Raw genomic sequence first — 19,108 nt, 5'->3', positions numbered from 1 at the left:
AGTTTCCGCAAGGCGGGATCAAATATGGTGAAAGCCCTGAGCAAGCCATGTACCGCGAATTGATGGAGGAGGTCGGGTTACGTCCCGAGCATGTCAAAATTTTGGGGCGTACCCGAGATTGGCTGCGATATGATGTGCCTACCAACTGGATCAAGCGCGAATGGCGTGGCAGTTACAAAGGGCAGAAGCAAATATGGTTTCTGCTGAGGCTGGTGGGGCGTGATAGCGATGTATCGTTGCGTGCCAGCACGCATCCGGAGTTTGATGCTTGGCGCTGGAGTGATTACTGGGTTGCCATGGACTCCGTGATTGAGTTCAAGCGCGATGTATATCGCCTGGCGCTGAAAGAGCTTTCTTCTCATTTGACCGAGCGTCGTCGCACGAGAATAGTGGAAAAGCTGGATCAGTCGATGCGCTAAATTTTATGTCTGAAGATTTAAAGGGTTACAGTTTTTTCTGTAACCCTTTTTTCATTCAGCGCTTGTCTGCCATGGCTTCTCCCAGCCGGACTGGCCGTGCGGGCTGCCAGCCGCCTTGGAAGCTAAGCCGTGCGGTTTCCGGGTAGAGCAGTACCACGGTGGAGCCGAGCAGGAAGCGCCCCATTTCTTCACCTTGCTTCAAGTAAATGCCTTGTTCGTGATAAAGCCAGGTGCGGGTTTTGCCCGTGCGCGGCGGATTGACGATGCCATGCCATGCGGTAGCCATGCTGCCGACGATGGTGGCCCCGACCAGCACCAGGGCGAACTTGGTGTCTCCATGTGCGAACTCGCATACCACGCGCTCATTGCGCGCGAATAGGCCTGGGACATGTGCGGCTGTCAGTGGATTGACGGAAAAAAGGTCGCCGGGTACATAGGTCATGGACAGTAGCTTACCATCGCATGGCATATGGATACGGTGATAATCGCGAGGGCTGAGGTAGATGGTGGCAAAGTGCCCATTCTCATAGTACTTGGCCATCTCGCTGTTGCCGGCGAGCAATGCTGTCGTGGAGTATTGGTGACCTTTGGCCTGAAAAATTTGGTCTTTCTCGATTTGGCCGAATTGACTGATCGCACCATCAACCGGACAGATTTGCGTGGCATTCGCCAGTGGGCGTGCTCCGGGTTTGAGGGCGCGGGTGAAGAAGTCGTTGAAGCTGACATAGCTGTTAATGTCAGGGTTTGCTGCTTCCAGCATATTGACCTGATAGCGTTTGGCAAACCACCGGATGACCGCAGTTGTCAACCAGCCAGCGCGTAAGTGGGCAAGTTTGCCTGCCAAGGCGGTGAGTGCGGTTTTGGGAATCAGGTACTGTAGTTTGATAGAGCTGGGTGTGGACACACAAACCTCTTAATTAACAAATGACGGAATGTAAAAAGAGGCTGGACAATGTCCAGCCTCTTTTATTCTAACGTAGAACTTTGCTTGCTTAGCTCTGGAAGAGAGTTAAGTGTAGCAGTCATCCATAACTGTTAGTTCTTGGATTGGGCTTGAGTATGATCAATTAACCAAGAACTAAACACCGACTAGTTCTTGGATTGATCTACCAGCTTGTTCTTGGCAATCCAAGGCATCATGGCACGCAGTTGACCACCAACCTGCTCGATGGGGTGAGCAGCGTTGAGGCGGCGGCGAGCAGTCATGGATGGGTAGTTGGTGCGACCTTCCAGGATGAACTGCTTGGCGTAGTCACCATTCTGGATGTTGGTTAGGCATTCCTTCATTGCAGCACGGGCTTGATCTGCAATCACGCGAGGGCCGGTGACGTACTCACCGTATTCTGCGTTGTTAGAGATGGAGTAGTTCATGTTGGCAATGCCGCCTTCGTACATCAGGTCGACGATCAGCTTGAGCTCGTGCAAGCACTCGAAGTAAGCCATTTCAGGAGCATAGCCAGCTTCAACCAGTGTCTCGAAACCAGCCTTGACCAGTTCAACAGCGCCACCACAGAGAACAGCTTGTTCGCCGAACAAATCGGTTTCAGTTTCTTCGCGGAAGTTGGTCTCAATTACGCCACCCTTGGTGCCGCCGTTGGCAGCAGCGTAGGACAAAGCAATGTCCTTGGCCTTGCCGGAAGCATCTTGGTAAACCGCGATCAGGGAAGGAACGCCGCCACCCTTGAGGTATTCGGAACGTACAGTGTGGCCTGGGCCCTTAGGCGCGATCATGATCACGTCCAGATCCTTGCTAGGCACGATCTGGTTGTAGTGCACATTGAAGCCATGAGCGAAAGCCAGCGCAGCGCCCTTCTTCAGGTTAGGAGCGATGTCAGCATGGTAGATTTCTGCCATGGTTTCATCTGGCAGCAAGACCATGACGACATCAGCGCCAGTGACCGCATCCTTGATTTCCTTGACGTCATGACCGGCATTGACGGCCTTGGCGAAGGAGCTACCGTCCTTACGGGCACCGATAGTCACGGTAGCACCGGAGTCCTTCAGGTTTTGCGCGTGGGCATGACCTTGGGAACCGTAACCGACGATGGTGACCTTCAGCTTCTTGATCAGGGAGAGGTCTGCGTCCTTGTCGTAATAGACTTTCATTTTTTACCTTTCAATACAAATGGAGGCTGCTGCCCGTGTAGGGCGGCATGAGTGTTTAAAGTTTGAGTATCCTGTCGCCGCGACCAATGCCGGAGGCACCAGTGCGAACGGTTTCGAGAATGGCAGCCTTGTCCAGCGCTTCCAGGAAGGCATCCAGTTTGGAGCCGGAGCCAGTCAACTCGATAGTGTAGCTACCGTCTGCTACATCAATGATGCGTCCGCGGAAAATGTCGCACATGCGCTTCATTTCATCGCGGAACGATCCTGTCGCCTTTACCTTGACCAACATCAGCTCGCGTTCGATAAAGCGGCCATCGTTGAGGTCCAGTACCTTGACCACATCAATCAGCTTGTTGAGCTGCTTGATGATCTGCTCGATCACTTCATCCGATCCGGAGGTGACGATGGTCATGCGTGACAGCGTGGCGTCCTCAGTGGGTGCCACGGTCAGGGATTCGATATTGTATGCACGCGCGGAAAACAGGCCGGCCACACGAGAGAGGGCACCGGCTTCGTTTTCCATCAATATGGAGATGATATGTTTCATGCTGTTCTTCTTACAGGTCTTCAGCCAGGATGATTTCGGAGAGTCCCTTGCCATTTGGCACCATCGGGAACACGTTTTCGTTCTGGTCGGTGATGAAGTTCATGAACACGAAGCGATCTGTCATGTTGAATGCATCAGTAAGTGCACCCTCAACATCGGACGGTTTTTCAATGTTCATGCCGACATGGCCGTAAGACTCGGCGAGCTTGACGAAGTCAGGCAGGCTGTCCATATAGGATTCGGAGTAACGGTTCTCGTAGAAGAACTGCTGCCATTGGCGCACCATGCCCAGATAGCGGTTGTTGAGCAAGATCACCTTGATCGGCAGGTGGAACTGCTTACAGGTGGAGAGCTCCTGGATGTTCATCTGGATGCTGCCTTCGCCCGTGACGCAGGCTACCTTGGCCTTGGGGTCAGCAAACTGTACACCCATGGCATAAGGCAGGCCAACACCCATGGTGCCCAAGCCGCCAGAATTGATCCAGCGACGTGGTTTGTCGAACTTGTAATACTGTGCTGCCCACATCTGGTGCTGACCAACGTCAGAGGTCACATAGGCATCGCCCTTGGTGACTTCCCATAACTTCTCTATCACGAATTGTGGCTTGATGATCTCGCTGTTACGGTTGTAGCCAAGACAGTTACGGCCGCGCCATTCTTCAATTTGAGTCCACCAGGCCTTGAGGGCTGCTGCATCTGGCAAGCGAGCTTCGGCATCTAACAGCTCGTTCATCTCAGTCAGCACGGATTGCACGTGGCCGACGATAGGCACATCTACCTTGACACGCTTGGAGATGGAGGATGGATCGACATCAATATGAACGATGGTGCGATCTTTGTTGTAAAAGTGCTGTGGGTTGCCAATAACGCGGTCATCGAAGCGCGCGCCAACGGCAATCAGCACATCACAGTTCTGCATCGCCATATTGGCTTCCAGCGTGCCATGCATGCCGGGCATGCCGACAAACTGCTTGTCAGTTGCAGGGTAGCCGCCCAGCCCCATCAATGTGTTGGTAACGGGGAAGTTCAGTCGGCGTGCCAGTTTGATCAGTTGATCGGCTGCGTCACCCAATACCAAGCCACCGCCGGTATATAGCATGGGGCGCTTGGCTTCCAGCATGAGCTTGATCGCCTTCTTGATCTGGCCGGAGTGTCCCTTGAGAATAGGCGTGTAGGAACGCATTTCCACTGTTTTTGGGTATTCGAATTCGCCAAGGTGCGCGGTGATGTCCTTGGGGATGTCGACCACTACCGGGCCTGGGCGGCCAGTGGCGGCGATGACAAATGCCTTCTTGATGGTGGGCGCAATATCCTTGACATCCTTCACCAGGAAGTTGTGCTTCACGCAAGGGCGTGAAATGCCGATCATGTCGACTTCCTGGAAAGCATCCAGACCGATGGCCGGCGTGGGTGCCTGGCCGCTGATGACGACCATGGGGATGGAGTCCATATGCGCGGTGGCAATGCCAGTGATGGCATTAGTTGCACCCGGGCCTGAGGTCACCAGGGCAACGCCGACTTCACCGGTAGCGCGAGAGTAGGCATCGGCTGCGTGGACAGCGGCTTGCTCGTGGCGGACAAGAATGTGCTTGAACTTGTCCTGTTTGAATATTTCATCGTAAATATTGAGCACCGCGCCACCAGGATAGCCAAAAACGTATTTGACGTTCTCTTCCTGCAAGCAGCGAATGACGATTTCTGCGCCAGATAATTCCATAGATATTGCTTGTTATGCCGAGAATTTGGGAAACTTAGAACACTAACGGTTTGTGCCTGTTTGGTCAAGGTCGATTAAGTGAATACCTGCTTTAAGCTGGTGATTTTTAAGTGGCTTGTGACTTACTCGTCTGATTGGTAGAGAGCCACTTTATATCTGGTCATGCAAAAGGCGGCGGGGCGACTTTGAGCAGTTCTTCTATCGTGGTCAAGCCTGCAGCAATTTTCTCGGCACCGTTCATCAGCAATGGCTGCATGCCTTGTTGATATGCCAGCTTTTTAATGCTGGCCAGGTCAGCATCTGGCGTAATAAGTTTTTTGAGCTCGGGTGAGAGTGAGAGCATCTCATAAATGCCGCTACGACCACGATAACCTGTCATGCGGCACTCCAGGCAGCCGTTGGCGGTATATATCTGCGCTGGCTTGGGAAGTTTCCAGTCCCCCACTAGTTCATCCCAGCGCTCCTGGCTGATGTCGGCAGGTGTTTTGCAGTGCGGGCACAAAGTGCGTACCAACCGTTGCGCCATGATGCCAATAAGCGAAGAGTGGATGAGGTAAGGAGGTATGCCGAGGTCTAGCAAGCGTGTCACTGCTGCGGGGGCATCATTGGTATGCAAGGTGGATAGTACTAGGTGGCCGGTCAAGGCGGCCTGGATTGCCATTTCACCGGTTTCTACGTCGCGGATTTCGCCGACCATGATGATGTCTGGGTCTTGGCGCAGCAGGGTGCGTACGCCATCTGCAAATGTCAGGCCGATGTTGTGCTGCACCTGCATCTGGTTGAAGGCTGGCTCGACCATTTCGATGGGGTCTTCTACGGTGCAGACATTGACTTCAGGTGTTGCCAGCAATTTGAGCGTGGAATAGAGCGTGGTGGTTTTACCTGAGCCGGTCGGCCCGGTGACGAGCACAATACCATTCGGACTTTGTGTCCACTGGGTCCATTTTTGAGCTTGCTCGTTGGAAAAGCCCAGTTCGACAAAATCCTTCACTAGGATTTCTGGCGTGAAAATACGCATCACCAGCTTTTCGCCAAAGGCGGTTGGCATGGTGGAGAGGCGCAGCTCAATTTCCTCGCCTTCATCGGTCAAGGTCTTGATGCGCCCGTCTTGTGGGCGGCGTTTTTCCACCATATCCATGCGCCCCAGCAGCTTGATGCGATTGGTGATGGCGCTCATGATGGCACTGGGTAACTGATATACCTGATGCAGTACGCCATCAATGCGGAATCGTAGGATGCCCATGTTGCGGCGCGGCTCCAGGTGAATGTCACTCGCACGTTGCTCAAAGGCGTACTTGAACAGCCAGTCTACAATATTGATGACGTGCTGTTCGTTGGCATCCAGGTTCTTGTTCTTCCCTAACTCGACCAATTGCTCCAGGTTTTGCACACCAATCACTTGGCCAGTTTTTGCGGTATTGGCAAGATTAATAGAGTTGGCGAGATTGTAGACCTCAGGCAGGTAGCGGCTGATTTCACGCGGGTTGGCGACCACCAGGCGGATGCTGAGCTTGAGGATGCGCTCCAGGTCGGGTATCCATTCGGTAAAAAATGGTTCGGCGGTAGCGATGATGGCTTCTTGCCCGCTGATTTTTACTGGCATGATCTTAAGCCGCTCGGCATAGGCCTTGGAAATGACTTGTGCCACTGCGCTAAAATCCAGCTTGAGCGGATCAATGTGAAAGTGTTCCAGCTGGGCGCGCTTCGCCAGCCAGGCAGTGAGTACCTCCAGGGATAGTTGCTTGTGCGGCGGTTGCAGGTTTTTCCACTTTTGCTCACTGATGATGATCAGTGGGTGCAGGTTGGAGCTATCTAGCCTGCGGTCCTTGAATAATTGCTCCGCCTGCAGTTTGTGCACCAGCCCATCATTAACCAGCATACGTAATGTGTCGCCTAGGGAAAGGCGGCCAGGAGTCGGGTGGAAGATGGCGCTGGATAGAGTCATGAGCTGAATACTAAAGAGTCATGCAGCAAAAGTCGATGCGGTAAAAGACGTTGTGTTGTCTGTAAGTTGCCATTAAATAGGATCAGGCTGAAAACGCATGGACAGATCAATCGCGTGGACATGTTTGGTCAGGCCACCAATTGAGATACGGTCAACGCCGGTCAGTGCAATTTCCCTGACGTTATCCAGTTCGATGCCGCCGGAGGCTTCCAGAATGGCTTGACCATTCGTCATTTTCACGGCTTCCCTCAGTTGGGTTGTATCGAAATTATCCAGCAGGATGAGTGTGGCGCCTGCATCTAGTGCAATACGCAGTTGCTCCAGTGTTTCCACTTCAATCTGGATTGGCACACCGGCATTGAGTGCTCGGGCATTCTGCAATACTGCTTCAATACTTCCTGCTGCAGCGATGTGGTTTTCCTTGATCAGGATGCCGTCATAAAGCCCGATGCGCTGATTCATCCCACCGCCGATACGTACGGCATATTTTTGCGCCAGTCTTAATCCAGGCAGGGTCTTGCGCGTATCGAGGATATGCGATCGTGTGCCGGCAATCGCATCGACATAGCGGCGTGTCGCTGTGGCAGTGGCGGAGAGGGTTTGCAGGAAGTTGAGCGCGCAGCGCTCGGCGGTCAGTAATGCGCGTGCAGGCCCAGATAATTGGCACAAGATGGTGTTGGGGGCGACTTTGTCACCTTCCTGTACTTGCCATTCAAGGACGATGTCCTTGGATATGTGCCTGAAGGCTTCAGTAGCCCATGGAATACCACAGATGACAGCCTCTTCCCGACAGAGGATGGTGGCGGTTGCTAGTTGACCAACTGGCACCAATTGTGCGGTGAGGTCACCTGTGGCAACGTCCTCTCCCAAGGCATGCTGGATGTCTTGTTCAATAGTTTTTTGTAGGGAGCTGGAGAGTGTTGTGTGCTGTGATGTGGATTCCATGATTTACATTATAATGCACTCATCCATCTATCAAATCCTCCCCAAGATGAAACTCCTATACTCGAATACCAGCCCATATGCGCGCAAGGTGCGCGTAGTGGCGGCAGAAAAGCGCATTGAAGTGAACATGGTACAGGTTGTGCTCGCTGATCCCGATTGCCCGGTCAATGATCATAATCCCTTGGGGAAGATTCCAGTTCTGATCTTGCCGGATGGTGACAGCCTCTATGATTCACGCGTTATCGTGGAGTATCTCGATCATCGTACGCCGGTATCTCATTTGATTCCGCAAGACCATACCGCCAAGATTGCCGTGCGCCGCTGGGAGGCTCTGGCTGATGGGGTGACGGATGCGGCTGTTGCTGCGGTGATGGAAGGACGTCGGGCGGAAAATGCGCAGGATCCTGCAGTGATTGCCAAGCAATTGGGCAAGGTAGGACGTGGCCTGAAAACCCTGAATGACGATCTGGAAAAGAAGAAGTGGTGTGTGCAGGATAACTTTAGCTTGGCCGATATTGCACTAGGTTGCATGCTGGGTTACTTGGAGTTGCGGTATCAGCAGTTAGACTGGAAGCAACAGTATCCCAACCTTGCCAAGCATTATGCCGCGATGATGAAGCGAGCTTCCTTCAAGGATACGGCTCCCGTTCTTTAACACACGGGAGCCGTGCCAAGGCATTACAGCGATGAGGTGATGATGCCGCCGCCCAGGCAGACGTTGCTTTCATACACAACAACGGATTGGCCTGCGGTAATCGCCCATTGCTTGTGGCCAAAGCGAATCTCGGCGTGATCGCCTTGCAGGCTGTCGATTTCGCAGGGGGCATCTGGCTGGCGATAGCGTGTCTTGGCGGCATAGACCCAGTGAGTTTTGGGTTCTTCGCCAGCAATCCAGTGCAGTTTGCTCGCGATCAGGCCGTCATTCAGTAGCAAGGGATGGTCGTGCCCTTGTACGACGATCAGTACGTTGTGTGCCATATCCTTGCCAGCCACGAACCACGGTTCGCCATTGCTTTCGCGTGAGCCGCCAATGCCCAGTCCCTGGCGCTGCCCCATGGTGTAATACATCAGGCCGTTATGCTGGCCAACCACTTTGCCTTCCGGGGTTTGTATCTCGCCTGGTGTACGGGGAAGGTAGCGGCTGAGAAATTCCTGGAAAGGCCGCTCGCCGATAAAGCAGATGCCGGTGGAGTCTTTCTTCTCGCTGGTGGGCAGGCCAGCCTTGCGGGCGATGTCACGAATCTCGCGCTTCAGCAGGTGGCCAAGTGGAAACAGGGTTTTCGATAGCTGGGCCTGGCTGAGGCGGTGCAGGAAATAGCTTTGATCCTTGGTGCCGTCATCGGCTTTCATCAATTGAAACAGGCCGTTTTTCTCACGTACCTGGGCGTAGTGGCCGGTTGCCATGATATCGCCACCCAACGCCATGGCGTGGTCGAGGAAGGCCTTGAACTTGATCTCGGAATTGCAGAGGATATCAGGGTTAGGCGTGCGTCCTGCGCTGTACTCCTCCAGGAAATTGGCAAACACGCGCTCTTTGTATTCCTTGCTGAAGTTGACAGCTTCCAGCTCAATATCGAGCTTGTCCGCGACTGCGGCAGCATCAATCAAATCCTGCTTGGCTGGGCAATATTCGTCAGTATCGTCATCCTCCCAGTTTTTCATGAACAGGCCGGTGACTTCATATCCTTGTTCTTTGAGCAAGAGTGCGGCGACGGAGGAATCGACGCCACCTGACATGCCGACGATGACTTTTTTCTTCATGATGCGTGTTCTATCTTGGTAGTAATTCTATAAATGGGTAATCGCGTTGAGCGGGAAATGCTGCCCCGCTAGATAGTGCTCAACGCAGGTGAGCACTTGCGGACTACGGTGTTGGGCCTTGGTGGCACGGATTTCATCTGCTGTCATCCAAAGGGCGCGAATAATGCCGTCATCCAGCGCCAAGTCCGCTTGATGATCGTCCACCTGGCCGATAAAGGCAAATCGCAGGTAGGTAATGTCCTTGAGCGGATGACGCCAGTGGTAAATGCCGAGCAGGCTTTGCGGGGTAAAACGATAAGCGGTTTCCTCGCGTGCTTCCCTGACGGCTGCCTCCAGCAGACTTTCGCCATTTTCCACATGTCCGGCAGGCTGGTTGAGGCGTATACCGTCTGCGGTTTCTTCTTCCACCAGGAGGAAGCGGCCTTGTTGCTCGACAATGGCAGCAACAGTGGTATGGGGTTTCCAGATCATGGGTTTATGTGCCAGCTAAGCGGGTGTTTTTCACCCAGCAATCGTAAACCCATAATTTTACAGCGGGATTGCCTGTGAGGCCAGCGCAGGTGTTATCCGGTGATGGTAACTTGCTTGGTGCGGCCAGGGCCTATCAGGTACTATCCGCCCAATACTAATAGGCATGGGCACCAACATGACACGTCTTTATCTGGCTTCTCGTTCACCGCGGCGCGCAGAGTTATTGCAGCAAATCGGTGTGGAGTTTGTCGTCATTCCTTCCGATATAGACGAGTCTGTATATAATGCGGAGTCGGCTGCGGATTATGTATTGCGTCTCGCACAGGAAAAAGCGCAGGCTTGCGCTGCCAGGCTGACAGTGCTGGATATGCCGGTGTTGGCTGCAGACACGACGGTATGCGTGGGGGGCGTGATTCTCGGCAAGCCTGAGCATGACGATGAGGCCTATGCCATGTTGTCCTCCATGTCAGGTGGCTGGCATGAGGTGCATACTGCGATAGCTCTAGCAAGTACACATGGCATGCAAGTGGCGCTGTCAACCACGCGCGTCAAGATGATGGCGTTGAGCCATGAAGTGATGACGGCCTATGTGGCGAGCGGAGAACCTCGGGATAAAGCTGGTGCCTATGGCATACAAGGCTTGGGTGGCACCCTGATTGAGCGAATTGAAGGTAGCTACTCAGGTGTGATGGGGCTGCCGCTGTATGAAACTGCCAGGTTGTTGAGGAATTGCGGCTTTACGATACCTAGCTAGGTGATTGGCTGCGATGCTGATTGAATATTGCGATTTGGAAATTAAAAAGCAAAATAAAAAACGTCATGAGTGAAGAAATACTGATCAATGTCACCCCGCAGGAAACGCGTGTTGCGATTGTCGAACAGGGTGTATTGCAAGAATTACATGTAGAGCGTGCTACTTCGCTAGGGCTGGTAGGCAATATCTATCGTGGCAAGGTGTGTCGTGTGTTGCCTGGCATGCAATCTGCCTTTGTCGAGATTGGCCTGCAACGCGCAGCTTTCCTGCATGTGGCGGATATCCTTGAGTGTTGTAGTCCGGATAAGGAAAAGGCTATCCAGGAGGTATTACACGAAGGCCAGCCTATCATGGTGCAGGTGATCAAGGAGCCTATAGGTACCAAGGGCGCTCGCCTCACCACGCAGATCAGCATTGCAGGACGCTTCCTCGTCTATTTGCCGCAACAGCAGCATATCGGTGTATCGCAACGCATTGAGGATGAGGCTGAGCGTGAATTGTTACGCGAGCGCCTGTTGCGCCTACTGCCGGAAAAGCGCGAAGGCGGCTACATTATCCGTACCATGTCGGAGGCGGCCACCGATGAGGAGTTGTTGGCCGATGTTGATTACCTGCAAAAGGTTTGGAGTAATATACAGGCGGCTAGCCATGGGGCTGCTGACCGCTCCCTAGTGTTCCAAGACCTCGATTTGCCCATGCGCGTGTTGCGTGATGTCGTGAATGATGACACTGATCGCATTCTGGTGGATTCGCGCGAGACTTATCAAAAACTACTGGATTTTGCCAGCCACTATGCCGTGGGGGCAGTCAAGCGTCTCGAGCATTATCAGGGCGCACGCCCGTTGTTTGATATGTACAATGTCGAGCACGAGATCAACAAGGCCATGTCGCGCAAGGTGGAACTAAAATCAGGTGGTTACCTGATTTTTGACCAGACCGAAGCGCTGACCACCGTGGACGTGAACACTGGTGGCTTTGTCACTGGGCGTAGCCTGTCCGATACCATTTTCAAGACCAATCTCGAGGCTGCACAATGCATTGCGCGGCAACTGCGTGTGCGAAATCTCGGTGGCATCATCATCATCGACTTTATAGATATGGATGAAGAGGAGCAGCAAAGTGCTGTGCTGACGGAGCTGAAAAAAGCGGTGGTCAAGGACAGGGCAAGAACTGGTGTTCATGGGTTCTCGACCCTGGGCTTGGTAGAAATGACGCGCAAGCGCACGCGCGAAAGCCTAGCGCATTTGCTCTGTGAGCCTTGTCCCTCTTGCAAGGGACGCGGTGAAGTGAAAACTGCGCAAACGGTTTGCTATGAAATCTTCCGCGAACTTTTGCGTAACGCTAAGCAATTCACCGCACGTGAGTTCCGCATCCTTGCAGCCCCCAAGGTGATAGACCTGTTACTGGATGAAGAAGCTCAGAGCTTAGCCAATCTTTCTGATTTTATTGGTAAACCGATTTCCCTGCAGTCAGAAACCCACTACGCGCAGGAAACCTACGATATTGTTTTGATGTAGGTCTACGAGAGTGACATAAAAAAGCCGACGATATCGTCGGCTTTTTTATGTGCGCTAGTTGATCACCTCTTGCCTAGAACAAGCGTAATAGCTGCATTTCAGTTGGCGTGATCACCACAATCAGAATCAATTCAGCTAGGATGAATACGACCAGTGGCGTGAGGTCAAAGCCGCCTGCGGTGGGGATGCGGTTACGCAGAGGCTTCAGTACTGGGCGGGTCAGCGCATCCAGCACTGGCGTGAGGATGGTATAAGGGTTGATCCAGCTCAGGATGGCTTGCAAAAAGACGGCATAGAGAAAAATATAAATACTGAGCTTGAGCAGGCCGACAAAAGCCAGCCCCAGCAAGGCGATCCAGATAGTGTTGTCGGCCACCAGGAGCGGATAGTTGCTGATCAGTTTCGAGCCAGTCTGCAACAGGAACTGGGTAATGAAAGCGAGCAACAAGGTGGAAGTATCCACGCCCGCAATGCCAGGGATAAAGCGCCGCACGGGTTTTACTGCAAAATTGGTGATGGCGACAATGGCCTGGGACACCGGGTTTTGAAACGGTGCACGTGTGAGCTGCAAGTAAAAGCGCAGTAACAAGGCCAGGGTAAACAATCCCAGGATAGTATGCAGCAGGAACTGCAAGGCGTTGTTAATCATGCAGGCTCCTGGGAGAAAATGGTGAATGGCATGTTAGTCTTTCCCTAATTGTTCACCCAGCTCGCGCGCGCGCTCAGCTGCAGCGTGTGCGGCCTGGATAATGGCTGGCTTGATGTCGGCTTGCTCCATGAAGAGGATGGCGCGTTCTGTGGTGCCACCTTTGGATGTCACTTGGGCGCGTAAGGCCTCGGCTGGGATGTCAGCTTGGCTGGCAGCCAATTGGCTGGCGCCAAGAAATGTTTGCAAGCTCAGGGTGCGTGCCTGATCAGCGTCAAAACCCAGATCAAGCGCAGCTTGCTCCAGCGCCTCGATGAAATAAAATACATAGGCAGGGCCGCTGCCTGAAATGGCAGTAATTGCATCAATCTTGCTTTCGTCATCTACCCATAATGTAGTGCCTGCCGCAGAGAGTAATTGGTCGGCTTGTTCCCGTTGCTCAATGGAAACTCCCTCTGCAGCATAGAGGCCGGATAGGCCGGCCTGTATTTGCGCCGGCGTGTTGGGCATGACACGAACGATGGCGTTGTAGCCATTCAGCCAGCGACTGAGCGCAGCGCAGGTGATGCCGGCGGCGATCGAGATGACAAGCTGCTCGGTCAGGAAGCTGGCGAGGAAGATCGCCAGGTCGCGCAGTTGCTGTGGTTTTACCGCCAGTACGATGATGTCGGAGTTGGCAACGCTGGGCAGGTGCTCCGTGGCATGCACGCCAAATTCGTTGGTTAATTCTTCACGTTTGGCGGCATCAAGCTCGATGACATTGATGGTAGCCATGTTGAAGCCTTTTTGCTTGAGGCCGCCGATAATGGCGCGGGCCATGTTGCCGCCGCCGATAAAGCTGATTTTCATGTTGATTGTTCTGTGGTTGGTTTGATCCGGGCGCCGAAAATGGCGGAGCCCACCCTGACTATTGTCGCACCCTCTTGAATGGCTGCGGGAAAATCTTCTGACATACCCATGGATAATGTATCCAGTGCATGACCAGCGGATTGTAATTGTTGGTAAATCTCGCGTACTGCGTGGAATTGCGCACGTTGCTTGGCGGGGTCGTCGGTCGGTGCTGGAATGGCCATCAATCCGCGCAGGTGTAGCCTGGGTAATTGCCTGATGTGTTCTGCCAGCGCCAATGCTTCTGCGGCGCTGGTACCGCTTTTGCTATCTTCATCACTGATATTGATCTGGATGCAGACCTGCAATGCTGGCAGGCTAGCGTCACGTGCAGCATTTAGCCGATCAGCGATCTTGCTGCGGTCTATGCTGTGCACCCAGTCAAAATGCTGGGCAATCGGCTGAGTTTTGTTGCTCTGGATCGGGCCGATGAAATGCCATGTTATTGCCAGGTCGTTCAGTTCCTGCTGTTTGGCGAGTGCTTCTTGCAGATAGTTTTCGCCAAATTGACATTGACCTTCCATGAAAAGCTCACGGATGGCATTAGCTGGATGCGCCTTGCTCACGGCCAGCAGGCTCACGCTATTTGCTTCCCTGCCGGCATCAAGCGCAGCGGCCTCGATACGGGCCTTGATGGCTTGCCAGCGCTTGCCAATTGTGTCCATAATCCGTTCATCCTTCGTGATTGCAACCATATCTCGGCACGTACATAGCCGGGCCAAAATTATAACAGGAGCCTTTCTTGGATATTTCTGATTTGCTGGCGTTCTCGGTCAAAAACAAGGCTTCTGACTTGCATCTTTCCGCGGGTATGCCACCCCTGATCCGGGTCCATGGGGATGTGCGCAAGATCAATGTGCCGCCACTGGATAACAGCGCCGTGCACGACATGGTGTATGACATCATGAACGATGGCCAGCGCAAGGTGTATGAAGAGACGCTGGAATGTGATTTTTCCTTCGAGATTCCCAACTTGGCGCGTTTTCGTGTCAATGCCTTCAACCAGAACCGTGGTGCCGGGGCGGTATTCCGAACCATTCCATCCAAGGTGCTGACGATGGAGCAACTCGGCTGCCCGCCGATATTCCGCGAGATTGCGCAGAACCCACGTGGCATCGTGCTGGTGACCGGCCCGACTGGTTCCGGTAAATCTACTACATTGGCTGCGATGATTGATTTCATCAATGAAAACGAGTTCGGGCATATACTCACTGTGGAAGACCCGATTGAGTTTGTGCATACCTCTAAAAAGTGTCTGATCAACCAACGCGAGGTTGGCCCGCATACCTTGTCGTTCTCCAACGCTTTGCGCTCCGCCCTGCGTGAAGACCCAGATGTCATCCTTGTGGGCGAAATGCGTGACCTGGAAACGATACGATTGGCACTTTCTGCTGCGGAAACCGGCCACTTGGTGTTCGGTACCTTGCATACCAGCTCTGCTGCCAAGACCATAGACCGTATCGTGGATGTGTTTCCTGCCGCCGAGAAGGAAATGGTGCGCTCCATGCTCTCTGAATCTTTGCGTGCCGTGATTTCCCAAACCTTGTGCAAGACCAAGGATGAGCAGGGCCGTGTTGCCGCGCACGAGATCATGATAGGCACCCCTGCCATCCGTAACCTGATCCGCGAGAACAAGATTGCCCAAATGTATTCTGCAATCCAGACCGGACAGAATGTTGGTATGCAGACGCTGGACCAGAACCTGCAAGACCTGGTGCGCCGCAATGTGATTTCGCTGGCTGAAGCAAGAACCAAGGCAGCCAACAAGGACGCCTTCGTCGGTTAGGATGGTAGAAGAATGAGCATGGATCAAGGCCAAGCGGAAAAATTTGTATTCGACCTGTTACGCTTGATGCTGGGCAAGAAGGCTTCCGACCTCTTCATTACGGCAGGCTACCCGCCAGCGATGAAGATTGATGGCAAGATGACACCGGTGACGCAGCAGGCGCTATCACCACAACAGGCACGTGAAATTGCCCGTGCCATCATGAATGATAAGCAAGCTGCAGAGTTTGAGGCCACGCGCGAGTGCAATTTTGCGATTGGGATGCCAGGGGTAGCGCGTTTTCGCGTCAATGCTTTTGTGCAGCGTGGTAGTGTGGGCTTGGTATTCCGGACGATCACTACGCATATTCCCAAGCTGGAGGAACTTGGCCTGCCCGATGTTCTTAAGGACGTTGCCCTGACCAAACGCGGGCTGGTGATTTTCGTCGGCGGCACGGGTTCTGGTAAATCTACTTCTCTTGCGGCGATGGTGGGCTATCGTAATGAAAACAGCCACGGGCATATCATCACGATAGAAGACCCGATTGAGTTTGTGCATGAGCACAAGAATTGTATCGTGACCCAGCGTGAGATCGGCGTGGATACCGATAATTGGCAGATCGCCCTCAAGAACACCTTACGACAGGCACCTGATGTGATCTTGATCGGTGAAATCCGCGACCGGGAAACCATGGATTACGCCATTGCGTTTGCTGAAACCGGTCACCTTTGTATGGCGACATTGCACGCTAACAGCACCAATCAGGCGCTGGACCGTATCATCAACTTCTTCCCAGAGGAGCGCAGGCATCAGTTGCTCATGGATTTGTCGCTCAACGTCAAGGCTTTTGTCTCGCAGCGACTGATTCCGCGCAAAAGTACTACTGGCCGGGTCGCTGCCATGGAAATCATGATCAATTCTCCCTTGATTTCAGATTTGATTTTCAAGGGCGATGTGCACGAGATCAAGGAGATCATCGCCAAGTCGCGCGAGTCAGGGATGCAGACGTTTGACCAGTCCCTGTTTGACCTGCATGAGGCTGGCCTCATTACGTATGAGGATGCGTTACGTAATGCTGATTCGGTTAATGACTTGAGGCTCAGGGTCAAGCTGGAGGGCAAAGATGCTCATGACAAAGACCTCTCCGCAGGGTTGGATAATCTCGGTATAGTGTGAGCCTGCTAGCATTGGTTGCTGGCATTCCTCATTTACTTTTCTGAAAGTCGACAATGATCGAATGGTTGGCAAGTCCTGAAGCCTGGATTGCGCTTGCAACATTGACAGCCCTGGAAATCGTCCTGGGCATCGATAACATCATCTTCATCTCCATCCTCGTTGGCCGCCTGCCGGAAAAGCAGCGTAATACCGCCAGAAGGCTAGGTCTTAGCTTGGCAATGATTGCGCGCCTGGCGTTGCTATTCTCCATTTCCTGGGTGATGGGTTTGACGCAACCGTGGTTTGAGGTTGCTGGGCTGGAAATATCAGGCCGCGACCTCATCCTGATTGGTGGTGGCCTATTCCTGCTGGCCAAGGCTACGCATGAAATACACAATAGCCTGGAAGGTGCTGATGGACATGGAGAGGCTAATGTCGCCGTCAATAGTATGGGTATGGTACTGGTACAGATTGCCATCCTCGATATCGTGTTTTCACTGGATTCCGTGATTACAGCAGTTGGCCTTGCCGATCACGTGGAAGTCATGGCTGCGGCCATCATCATCGCGGTTGGCGTAATGCTGTTCGCTGCAAAGTCGATAGGGGATTTCGTCGATAACCATCCCACCATCAAGATTCTTGCTTTGTCATTCCTGATTTTGGTAGGTGTAACCTTGATGGTGGAAGGTTTTGATGTGCATGTGCCCAAGGGCTATATCTACTTTGCCATGGCATTCTCGGTGGCGGTGGAAATGCTAAATATCAACATGCGGAAACGCATGAGTAAAAGAAAGCCGGTGAAATTGCGCAAAAAGTCGATGCAATAAGTGACCGTCTGTCATCCAAGATGGTGCATGTGATTGCTTCATGGTGCCGATGTGAGGCTATGGTTTGGTTGTAAAGCTGATTTAATACATTGAAAAATATGTGAATTTATACATACGTTGGCTTGGTCTTCATATTGCTTCAGTTCTCTTGATTATTTTCTCAATGTCATGGGAGTTAGCTAAATGAGTGAACATGAGTGCCAGGCAGGGTGTAGTCATCATTCACATGCGGCGGATCATGCTGAAGTCCAGCAAGAGTTCCAAGAGAGGCGGCGTGATTTCATGCGTGATTTTGCCGTGGGCGGGGTCTTGGCTTCAGCGGCCAGCCTGGGCATCAGCGCCAGTGCTTTTGGCCAGGCTATGCCAAAATCCGGAACATCTTCTGGTCATGCTACTCATTACTACATTCCTGCCAGTGATAAAACGGTCAGTTGGGGGTTCTTCAGTAAGTCACTCAAGCCTGTCGTTGAGCTGGAATCCGGTGATTTTGCCACCATAGAAACATTGACCCATCATGCCAATGATGATGCGTCATTGATGGTCAAAGGTGATCCTGGTGCCGAAAGCGTGTTTTACTGGGATAGCAAGCATAAAAACGTGGACAGACGCGGCATGGGGCCAATGGATCACAAGCTTGGCGCTGGTGGTGGCTTGGGAGTGCATATCTGTACCGGGCCTGTGGCGGTGAAGGGAGCCCAGCCCGGCGATGTGCTTGAGGTGCGTATCGTTGATGTCGCCCTGCGTCCGAGTGCCAACCCGGAATATAAGGGCAAGGCATTTGGCTCGAATGCGGCGGCTAATTGGGGCTTTCATTACAATGATTTGATAGAGGAGCCCAAGAAGCGCGAGGTAGTGACGATCTATGAACTGGATGCTACCGGCGAGCGCAACTGGGCACGCGCATTCTACAATTTCCGTTGGACACCGCAGACCGACCCCTTTGGTGTTGTGCACCCCATTATCGATTATCCCGGCGTACCGGTTGACCACAGCACTATCAGCAAGAACTTTAATGTACTGAAGAATATCCGTGTCCCTGTTAGGCCGCATTTCGGCACCATGGGCCTCGCACCCAAGGAGGCCGATATGGTCAATTCGATACCGCCCAGCTATACCGGTGGCAATATCGATAACTGGCGTATCGGTAAGGGTGCGACCATGTATTACCCGGTGTCGGTCGCCGGGGGATTGTTTTCGGTGGGGGATCCACATGCTTCGCAGGGGGATTCAGAGATGTGTGGCACTGCCATCGAATGCTCGTTGACCGGCACATTCCAGTTCATTCTGCATAAGAAAGCCGATCTCGTGGGTACTCCACTGGCCGACCTGCAATATCCCTTGCTGGAGACTCAGGATGAATGGGTATTGCATGGCTTTAGTTATGCCAATTATCTTGCAGACTTGGGCGCTGATGCGCAGAACAGCATTTTCTCAAAGTCTTCGTTGGATTTGGCACTCAAGGATGCATTCCGCAAGATGCGGCATTTCCTCATGCATACCCAGCATTTGAGTGAGGACGAGGCGGTCTCGCTGATGTCCATCGGGGTCGACTTTGGGGTTACCCAAGTCGTGGATGGTAACTGGGGTGTGCATGCGGTAGTGAAGAAAGGGATTTTTCCTGCGCGAGATGCTTAGTTTTATCTGC

General features: G+C 52.9%; 19 protein-coding genes. 8 read left to right on the top strand and 11 right to left on the bottom strand.

The window, feature by feature from the left end; all coding sequences use genetic code 11:
- On the top strand, positions 1 to 419 hold a 419-nt coding region (locus LG202_RS13130), incomplete at its 5' end, for an RNA pyrophosphohydrolase (RefSeq protein WP_230348837.1).
- 55 nt (positions 420 to 474) lie between these two features.
- On the opposite strand, the gene asd is transcribed toward LG202_RS13130, so the two are convergent.
- From asd to nadC, 6 genes are all read right to left on the bottom strand, one after another.
- Entirely contained in the window at positions 475 to 1,323 is an 849-nt protein-coding gene (gene asd, locus LG202_RS13125; RefSeq protein WP_230348836.1) for an archaetidylserine decarboxylase, read from the bottom strand.
- Positions 1,324 to 1,508: 185 nt separating this feature from the next.
- Positions 1,509 to 2,525 carry a ketol-acid reductoisomerase gene (gene ilvC, locus LG202_RS13120; RefSeq protein WP_230348835.1) on the bottom strand — a complete coding sequence of 339 codons (1,017 nt, stop codon included), beginning with the start codon at positions 2,523 to 2,525 and terminating at the stop codon, positions 1,509 to 1,511.
- Between the two features lie 55 nt (positions 2,526 to 2,580).
- Positions 2,581 to 3,072 carry an acetolactate synthase small subunit gene (gene ilvN / locus LG202_RS13115; RefSeq protein WP_089374550.1) on the bottom strand — a complete coding sequence of 164 codons (492 nt, stop codon included), beginning with the start codon at positions 3,070 to 3,072 and terminating at the stop codon, positions 2,581 to 2,583.
- Positions 3,073 to 3,082: 10 nt separating this feature from the next.
- Positions 3,083 to 4,789, bottom strand: a complete 1,707-nt coding sequence (locus tag LG202_RS13110; RefSeq protein ID WP_230348834.1) for an acetolactate synthase 3 catalytic subunit — start codon at positions 4,787 to 4,789, stop codon at positions 3,083 to 3,085.
- 160 nt (positions 4,790 to 4,949) lie between these two features.
- Positions 4,950 to 6,734: a GspE/PulE family protein gene (locus LG202_RS13105; protein WP_230348833.1), complete on the bottom strand. Its 1,785-nt coding sequence runs from the start codon at positions 6,732 to 6,734 to the stop codon at positions 4,950 to 4,952.
- Positions 6,735 to 6,806: 72 nt separating this feature from the next.
- Positions 6,807 to 7,679: a carboxylating nicotinate-nucleotide diphosphorylase gene (gene nadC, locus LG202_RS13100; RefSeq protein WP_230348832.1), complete on the bottom strand. Its 873-nt coding sequence runs from the start codon at positions 7,677 to 7,679 to the stop codon at positions 6,807 to 6,809.
- Positions 7,680 to 7,725: 46 nt separating this feature from the next.
- On the opposite strand from nadC, the gene LG202_RS13095 reads away from it, so the two are divergent.
- Positions 7,726 to 8,334, top strand: a complete 609-nt coding sequence (locus tag LG202_RS13095; protein ID WP_230348831.1) for a glutathione S-transferase N-terminal domain-containing protein — start codon at positions 7,726 to 7,728, stop codon at positions 8,332 to 8,334.
- 23 nt (positions 8,335 to 8,357) lie between these two features.
- On the opposite strand, the gene mnmA is transcribed toward LG202_RS13095, so the two are convergent.
- Both mnmA and LG202_RS13085 read right to left on the bottom strand, forming a co-directional pair.
- Positions 8,358 to 9,440: a tRNA 2-thiouridine(34) synthase MnmA gene (gene mnmA, locus LG202_RS13090; protein ID WP_230348830.1), complete on the bottom strand. Its 1,083-nt coding sequence runs from the start codon at positions 9,438 to 9,440 to the stop codon at positions 8,358 to 8,360.
- A gap of 27 nt (positions 9,441 to 9,467) precedes the next feature.
- Positions 9,468 to 9,911: an NUDIX hydrolase gene (locus LG202_RS13085; protein WP_268867673.1), complete on the bottom strand. Its 444-nt coding sequence runs from the start codon at positions 9,909 to 9,911 to the stop codon at positions 9,468 to 9,470.
- 163 nt (positions 9,912 to 10,074) lie between these two features.
- On the opposite strand from LG202_RS13085, the gene LG202_RS13080 reads away from it, so the two are divergent.
- Positions 10,075 to 10,665, top strand: coding sequence for a Maf family protein (locus tag LG202_RS13080; protein WP_459724960.1), 591 nt, complete (start codon positions 10,075 to 10,077; stop codon positions 10,663 to 10,665).
- A gap of 65 nt (positions 10,666 to 10,730) precedes the next feature.
- Positions 10,731 to 12,182: a ribonuclease G gene (gene rng, locus LG202_RS13075; protein ID WP_230348828.1), complete on the top strand. Its 1,452-nt coding sequence runs from the start codon at positions 10,731 to 10,733 to the stop codon at positions 12,180 to 12,182.
- 73 nt (positions 12,183 to 12,255) lie between these two features.
- Here the strand turns inward: rng and LG202_RS13070 are convergent, their stop codons facing one another.
- From LG202_RS13070 to LG202_RS13060, 3 genes are read right to left on the bottom strand one after another with little or no spacing between them, the layout of a single operon-like run.
- Positions 12,256 to 12,831: a YggT family protein gene (locus LG202_RS13070; protein ID WP_230348827.1), complete on the bottom strand. Its 576-nt coding sequence runs from the start codon at positions 12,829 to 12,831 to the stop codon at positions 12,256 to 12,258.
- A 33-nt stretch (positions 12,832 to 12,864) separates the two neighbouring features.
- The gene (proC, locus tag LG202_RS13065; RefSeq protein WP_230348826.1) at positions 12,865 to 13,677 is read right to left on the bottom strand and encodes a pyrroline-5-carboxylate reductase; all 813 of its coding nucleotides are present in this window, start codon (positions 13,675 to 13,677) and stop codon (positions 12,865 to 12,867) included.
- A complete protein-coding gene (locus tag LG202_RS13060) occupies positions 13,674 to 14,381 on the bottom strand; it encodes a YggS family pyridoxal phosphate-dependent enzyme (protein WP_230348825.1) in 708 nt (235 codons plus the stop codon). Before LG202_RS13060 ends, proC begins: the two co-directional genes overlap by 4 nt.
- A gap of 77 nt (positions 14,382 to 14,458) precedes the next feature.
- Here LG202_RS13060 and LG202_RS13055 point away from each other — a divergent pair, with 77 nt between their 5' ends.
- The 4 genes from LG202_RS13055 to LG202_RS13040 all read left to right on the top strand — a co-directional run bounded on the left by LG202_RS13055 (position 14,459) and on the right by LG202_RS13040 (position 19,098).
- Entirely contained in the window at positions 14,459 to 15,502 is a 1,044-nt protein-coding gene (locus LG202_RS13055) for a type IV pilus twitching motility protein PilT (protein WP_230348824.1), read from the top strand.
- 18 nt (positions 15,503 to 15,520) lie between these two features.
- Positions 15,521 to 16,657, top strand: a complete 1,137-nt coding sequence (locus LG202_RS13050) for a PilT/PilU family type 4a pilus ATPase (RefSeq protein ID WP_230348823.1) — start codon at positions 15,521 to 15,523, stop codon at positions 16,655 to 16,657.
- A gap of 53 nt (positions 16,658 to 16,710) precedes the next feature.
- Complete coding sequence (locus LG202_RS13045; protein WP_230348822.1) at positions 16,711 to 17,463, top strand: TerC family protein; 753 nt, start codon at positions 16,711 to 16,713, stop codon at positions 17,461 to 17,463.
- Positions 17,464 to 17,646: 183 nt separating this feature from the next.
- On the top strand, positions 17,647 to 19,098 hold the full coding sequence (locus LG202_RS13040) for an acetamidase/formamidase family protein (RefSeq protein ID WP_230348821.1): 1,452 nt from the start codon (positions 17,647 to 17,649) through the stop codon (positions 19,096 to 19,098).
- Positions 19,099 to 19,108 lie beyond the last annotated feature (10 nt).

Source organism: Methylobacillus methanolivorans, assembly GCF_054588515.1.
The sequence above is the reverse complement of the archived record's forward strand: the minus strand, read 5'-3'. Positions and strand labels throughout refer to the sequence as shown.

Coding starts and splice junctions, on each gene's coding strand:
- mnmA (WP_230348830.1), bottom strand. CDS start 9,440: ATGAAGAAAAAAGTCATCGTCGGCATGTCAGGTGGCGTCGATTCCTCC.
- ilvC (WP_230348835.1), bottom strand. CDS start 2,525: ATGAAAGTCTATTACGACAAGGACGCAGACCTCTCCCTGATCAAGAAG.
- LG202_RS13040 (WP_230348821.1), top strand. CDS start 17,647: ATGAGTGAACATGAGTGCCAGGCAGGGTGTAGTCATCATTCACATGCG.
- proC (WP_230348826.1), bottom strand. CDS start 13,677: ATGAAAATCAGCTTTATCGGCGGCGGCAACATGGCCCGCGCCATTATC.
- LG202_RS13050 (WP_230348823.1), top strand. CDS start 15,521: ATGGATCAAGGCCAAGCGGAAAAATTTGTATTCGACCTGTTACGCTTG.
- LG202_RS13105 (WP_230348833.1), bottom strand. CDS start 6,734: ATGACTCTATCCAGCGCCATCTTCCACCCGACTCCTGGCCGCCTTTCC.
- LG202_RS13085 (WP_268867673.1), bottom strand. CDS start 9,911: ATGATCTGGAAACCCCATACCACTGTTGCTGCCATTGTCGAGCAACAA.
- ilvN (WP_089374550.1), bottom strand. CDS start 3,072: ATGAAACATATCATCTCCATATTGATGGAAAACGAAGCCGGTGCCCTC.
- LG202_RS13110 (WP_230348834.1), bottom strand. CDS start 4,789: ATGGAATTATCTGGCGCAGAAATCGTCATTCGCTGCTTGCAGGAAGAG.
- LG202_RS13095 (WP_230348831.1), top strand. CDS start 7,726: ATGAAACTCCTATACTCGAATACCAGCCCATATGCGCGCAAGGTGCGC.
- LG202_RS13060 (WP_230348825.1), bottom strand. CDS start 14,381: ATGGACACAATTGGCAAGCGCTGGCAAGCCATCAAGGCCCGTATCGAG.
- nadC (WP_230348832.1), bottom strand. CDS start 7,679: ATGGAATCCACATCACAGCACACAACACTCTCCAGCTCCCTACAAAAA.
- LG202_RS13070 (WP_230348827.1), bottom strand. CDS start 12,831: ATGATTAACAACGCCTTGCAGTTCCTGCTGCATACTATCCTGGGATTG.
- LG202_RS13045 (WP_230348822.1), top strand. CDS start 16,711: ATGATCGAATGGTTGGCAAGTCCTGAAGCCTGGATTGCGCTTGCAACA.
- LG202_RS13080 (WP_459724960.1), top strand. CDS start 10,075: ATGGGCACCAACATGACACGTCTTTATCTGGCTTCTCGTTCACCGCGG.
- rng (WP_230348828.1), top strand. CDS start 10,731: ATGAGTGAAGAAATACTGATCAATGTCACCCCGCAGGAAACGCGTGTT.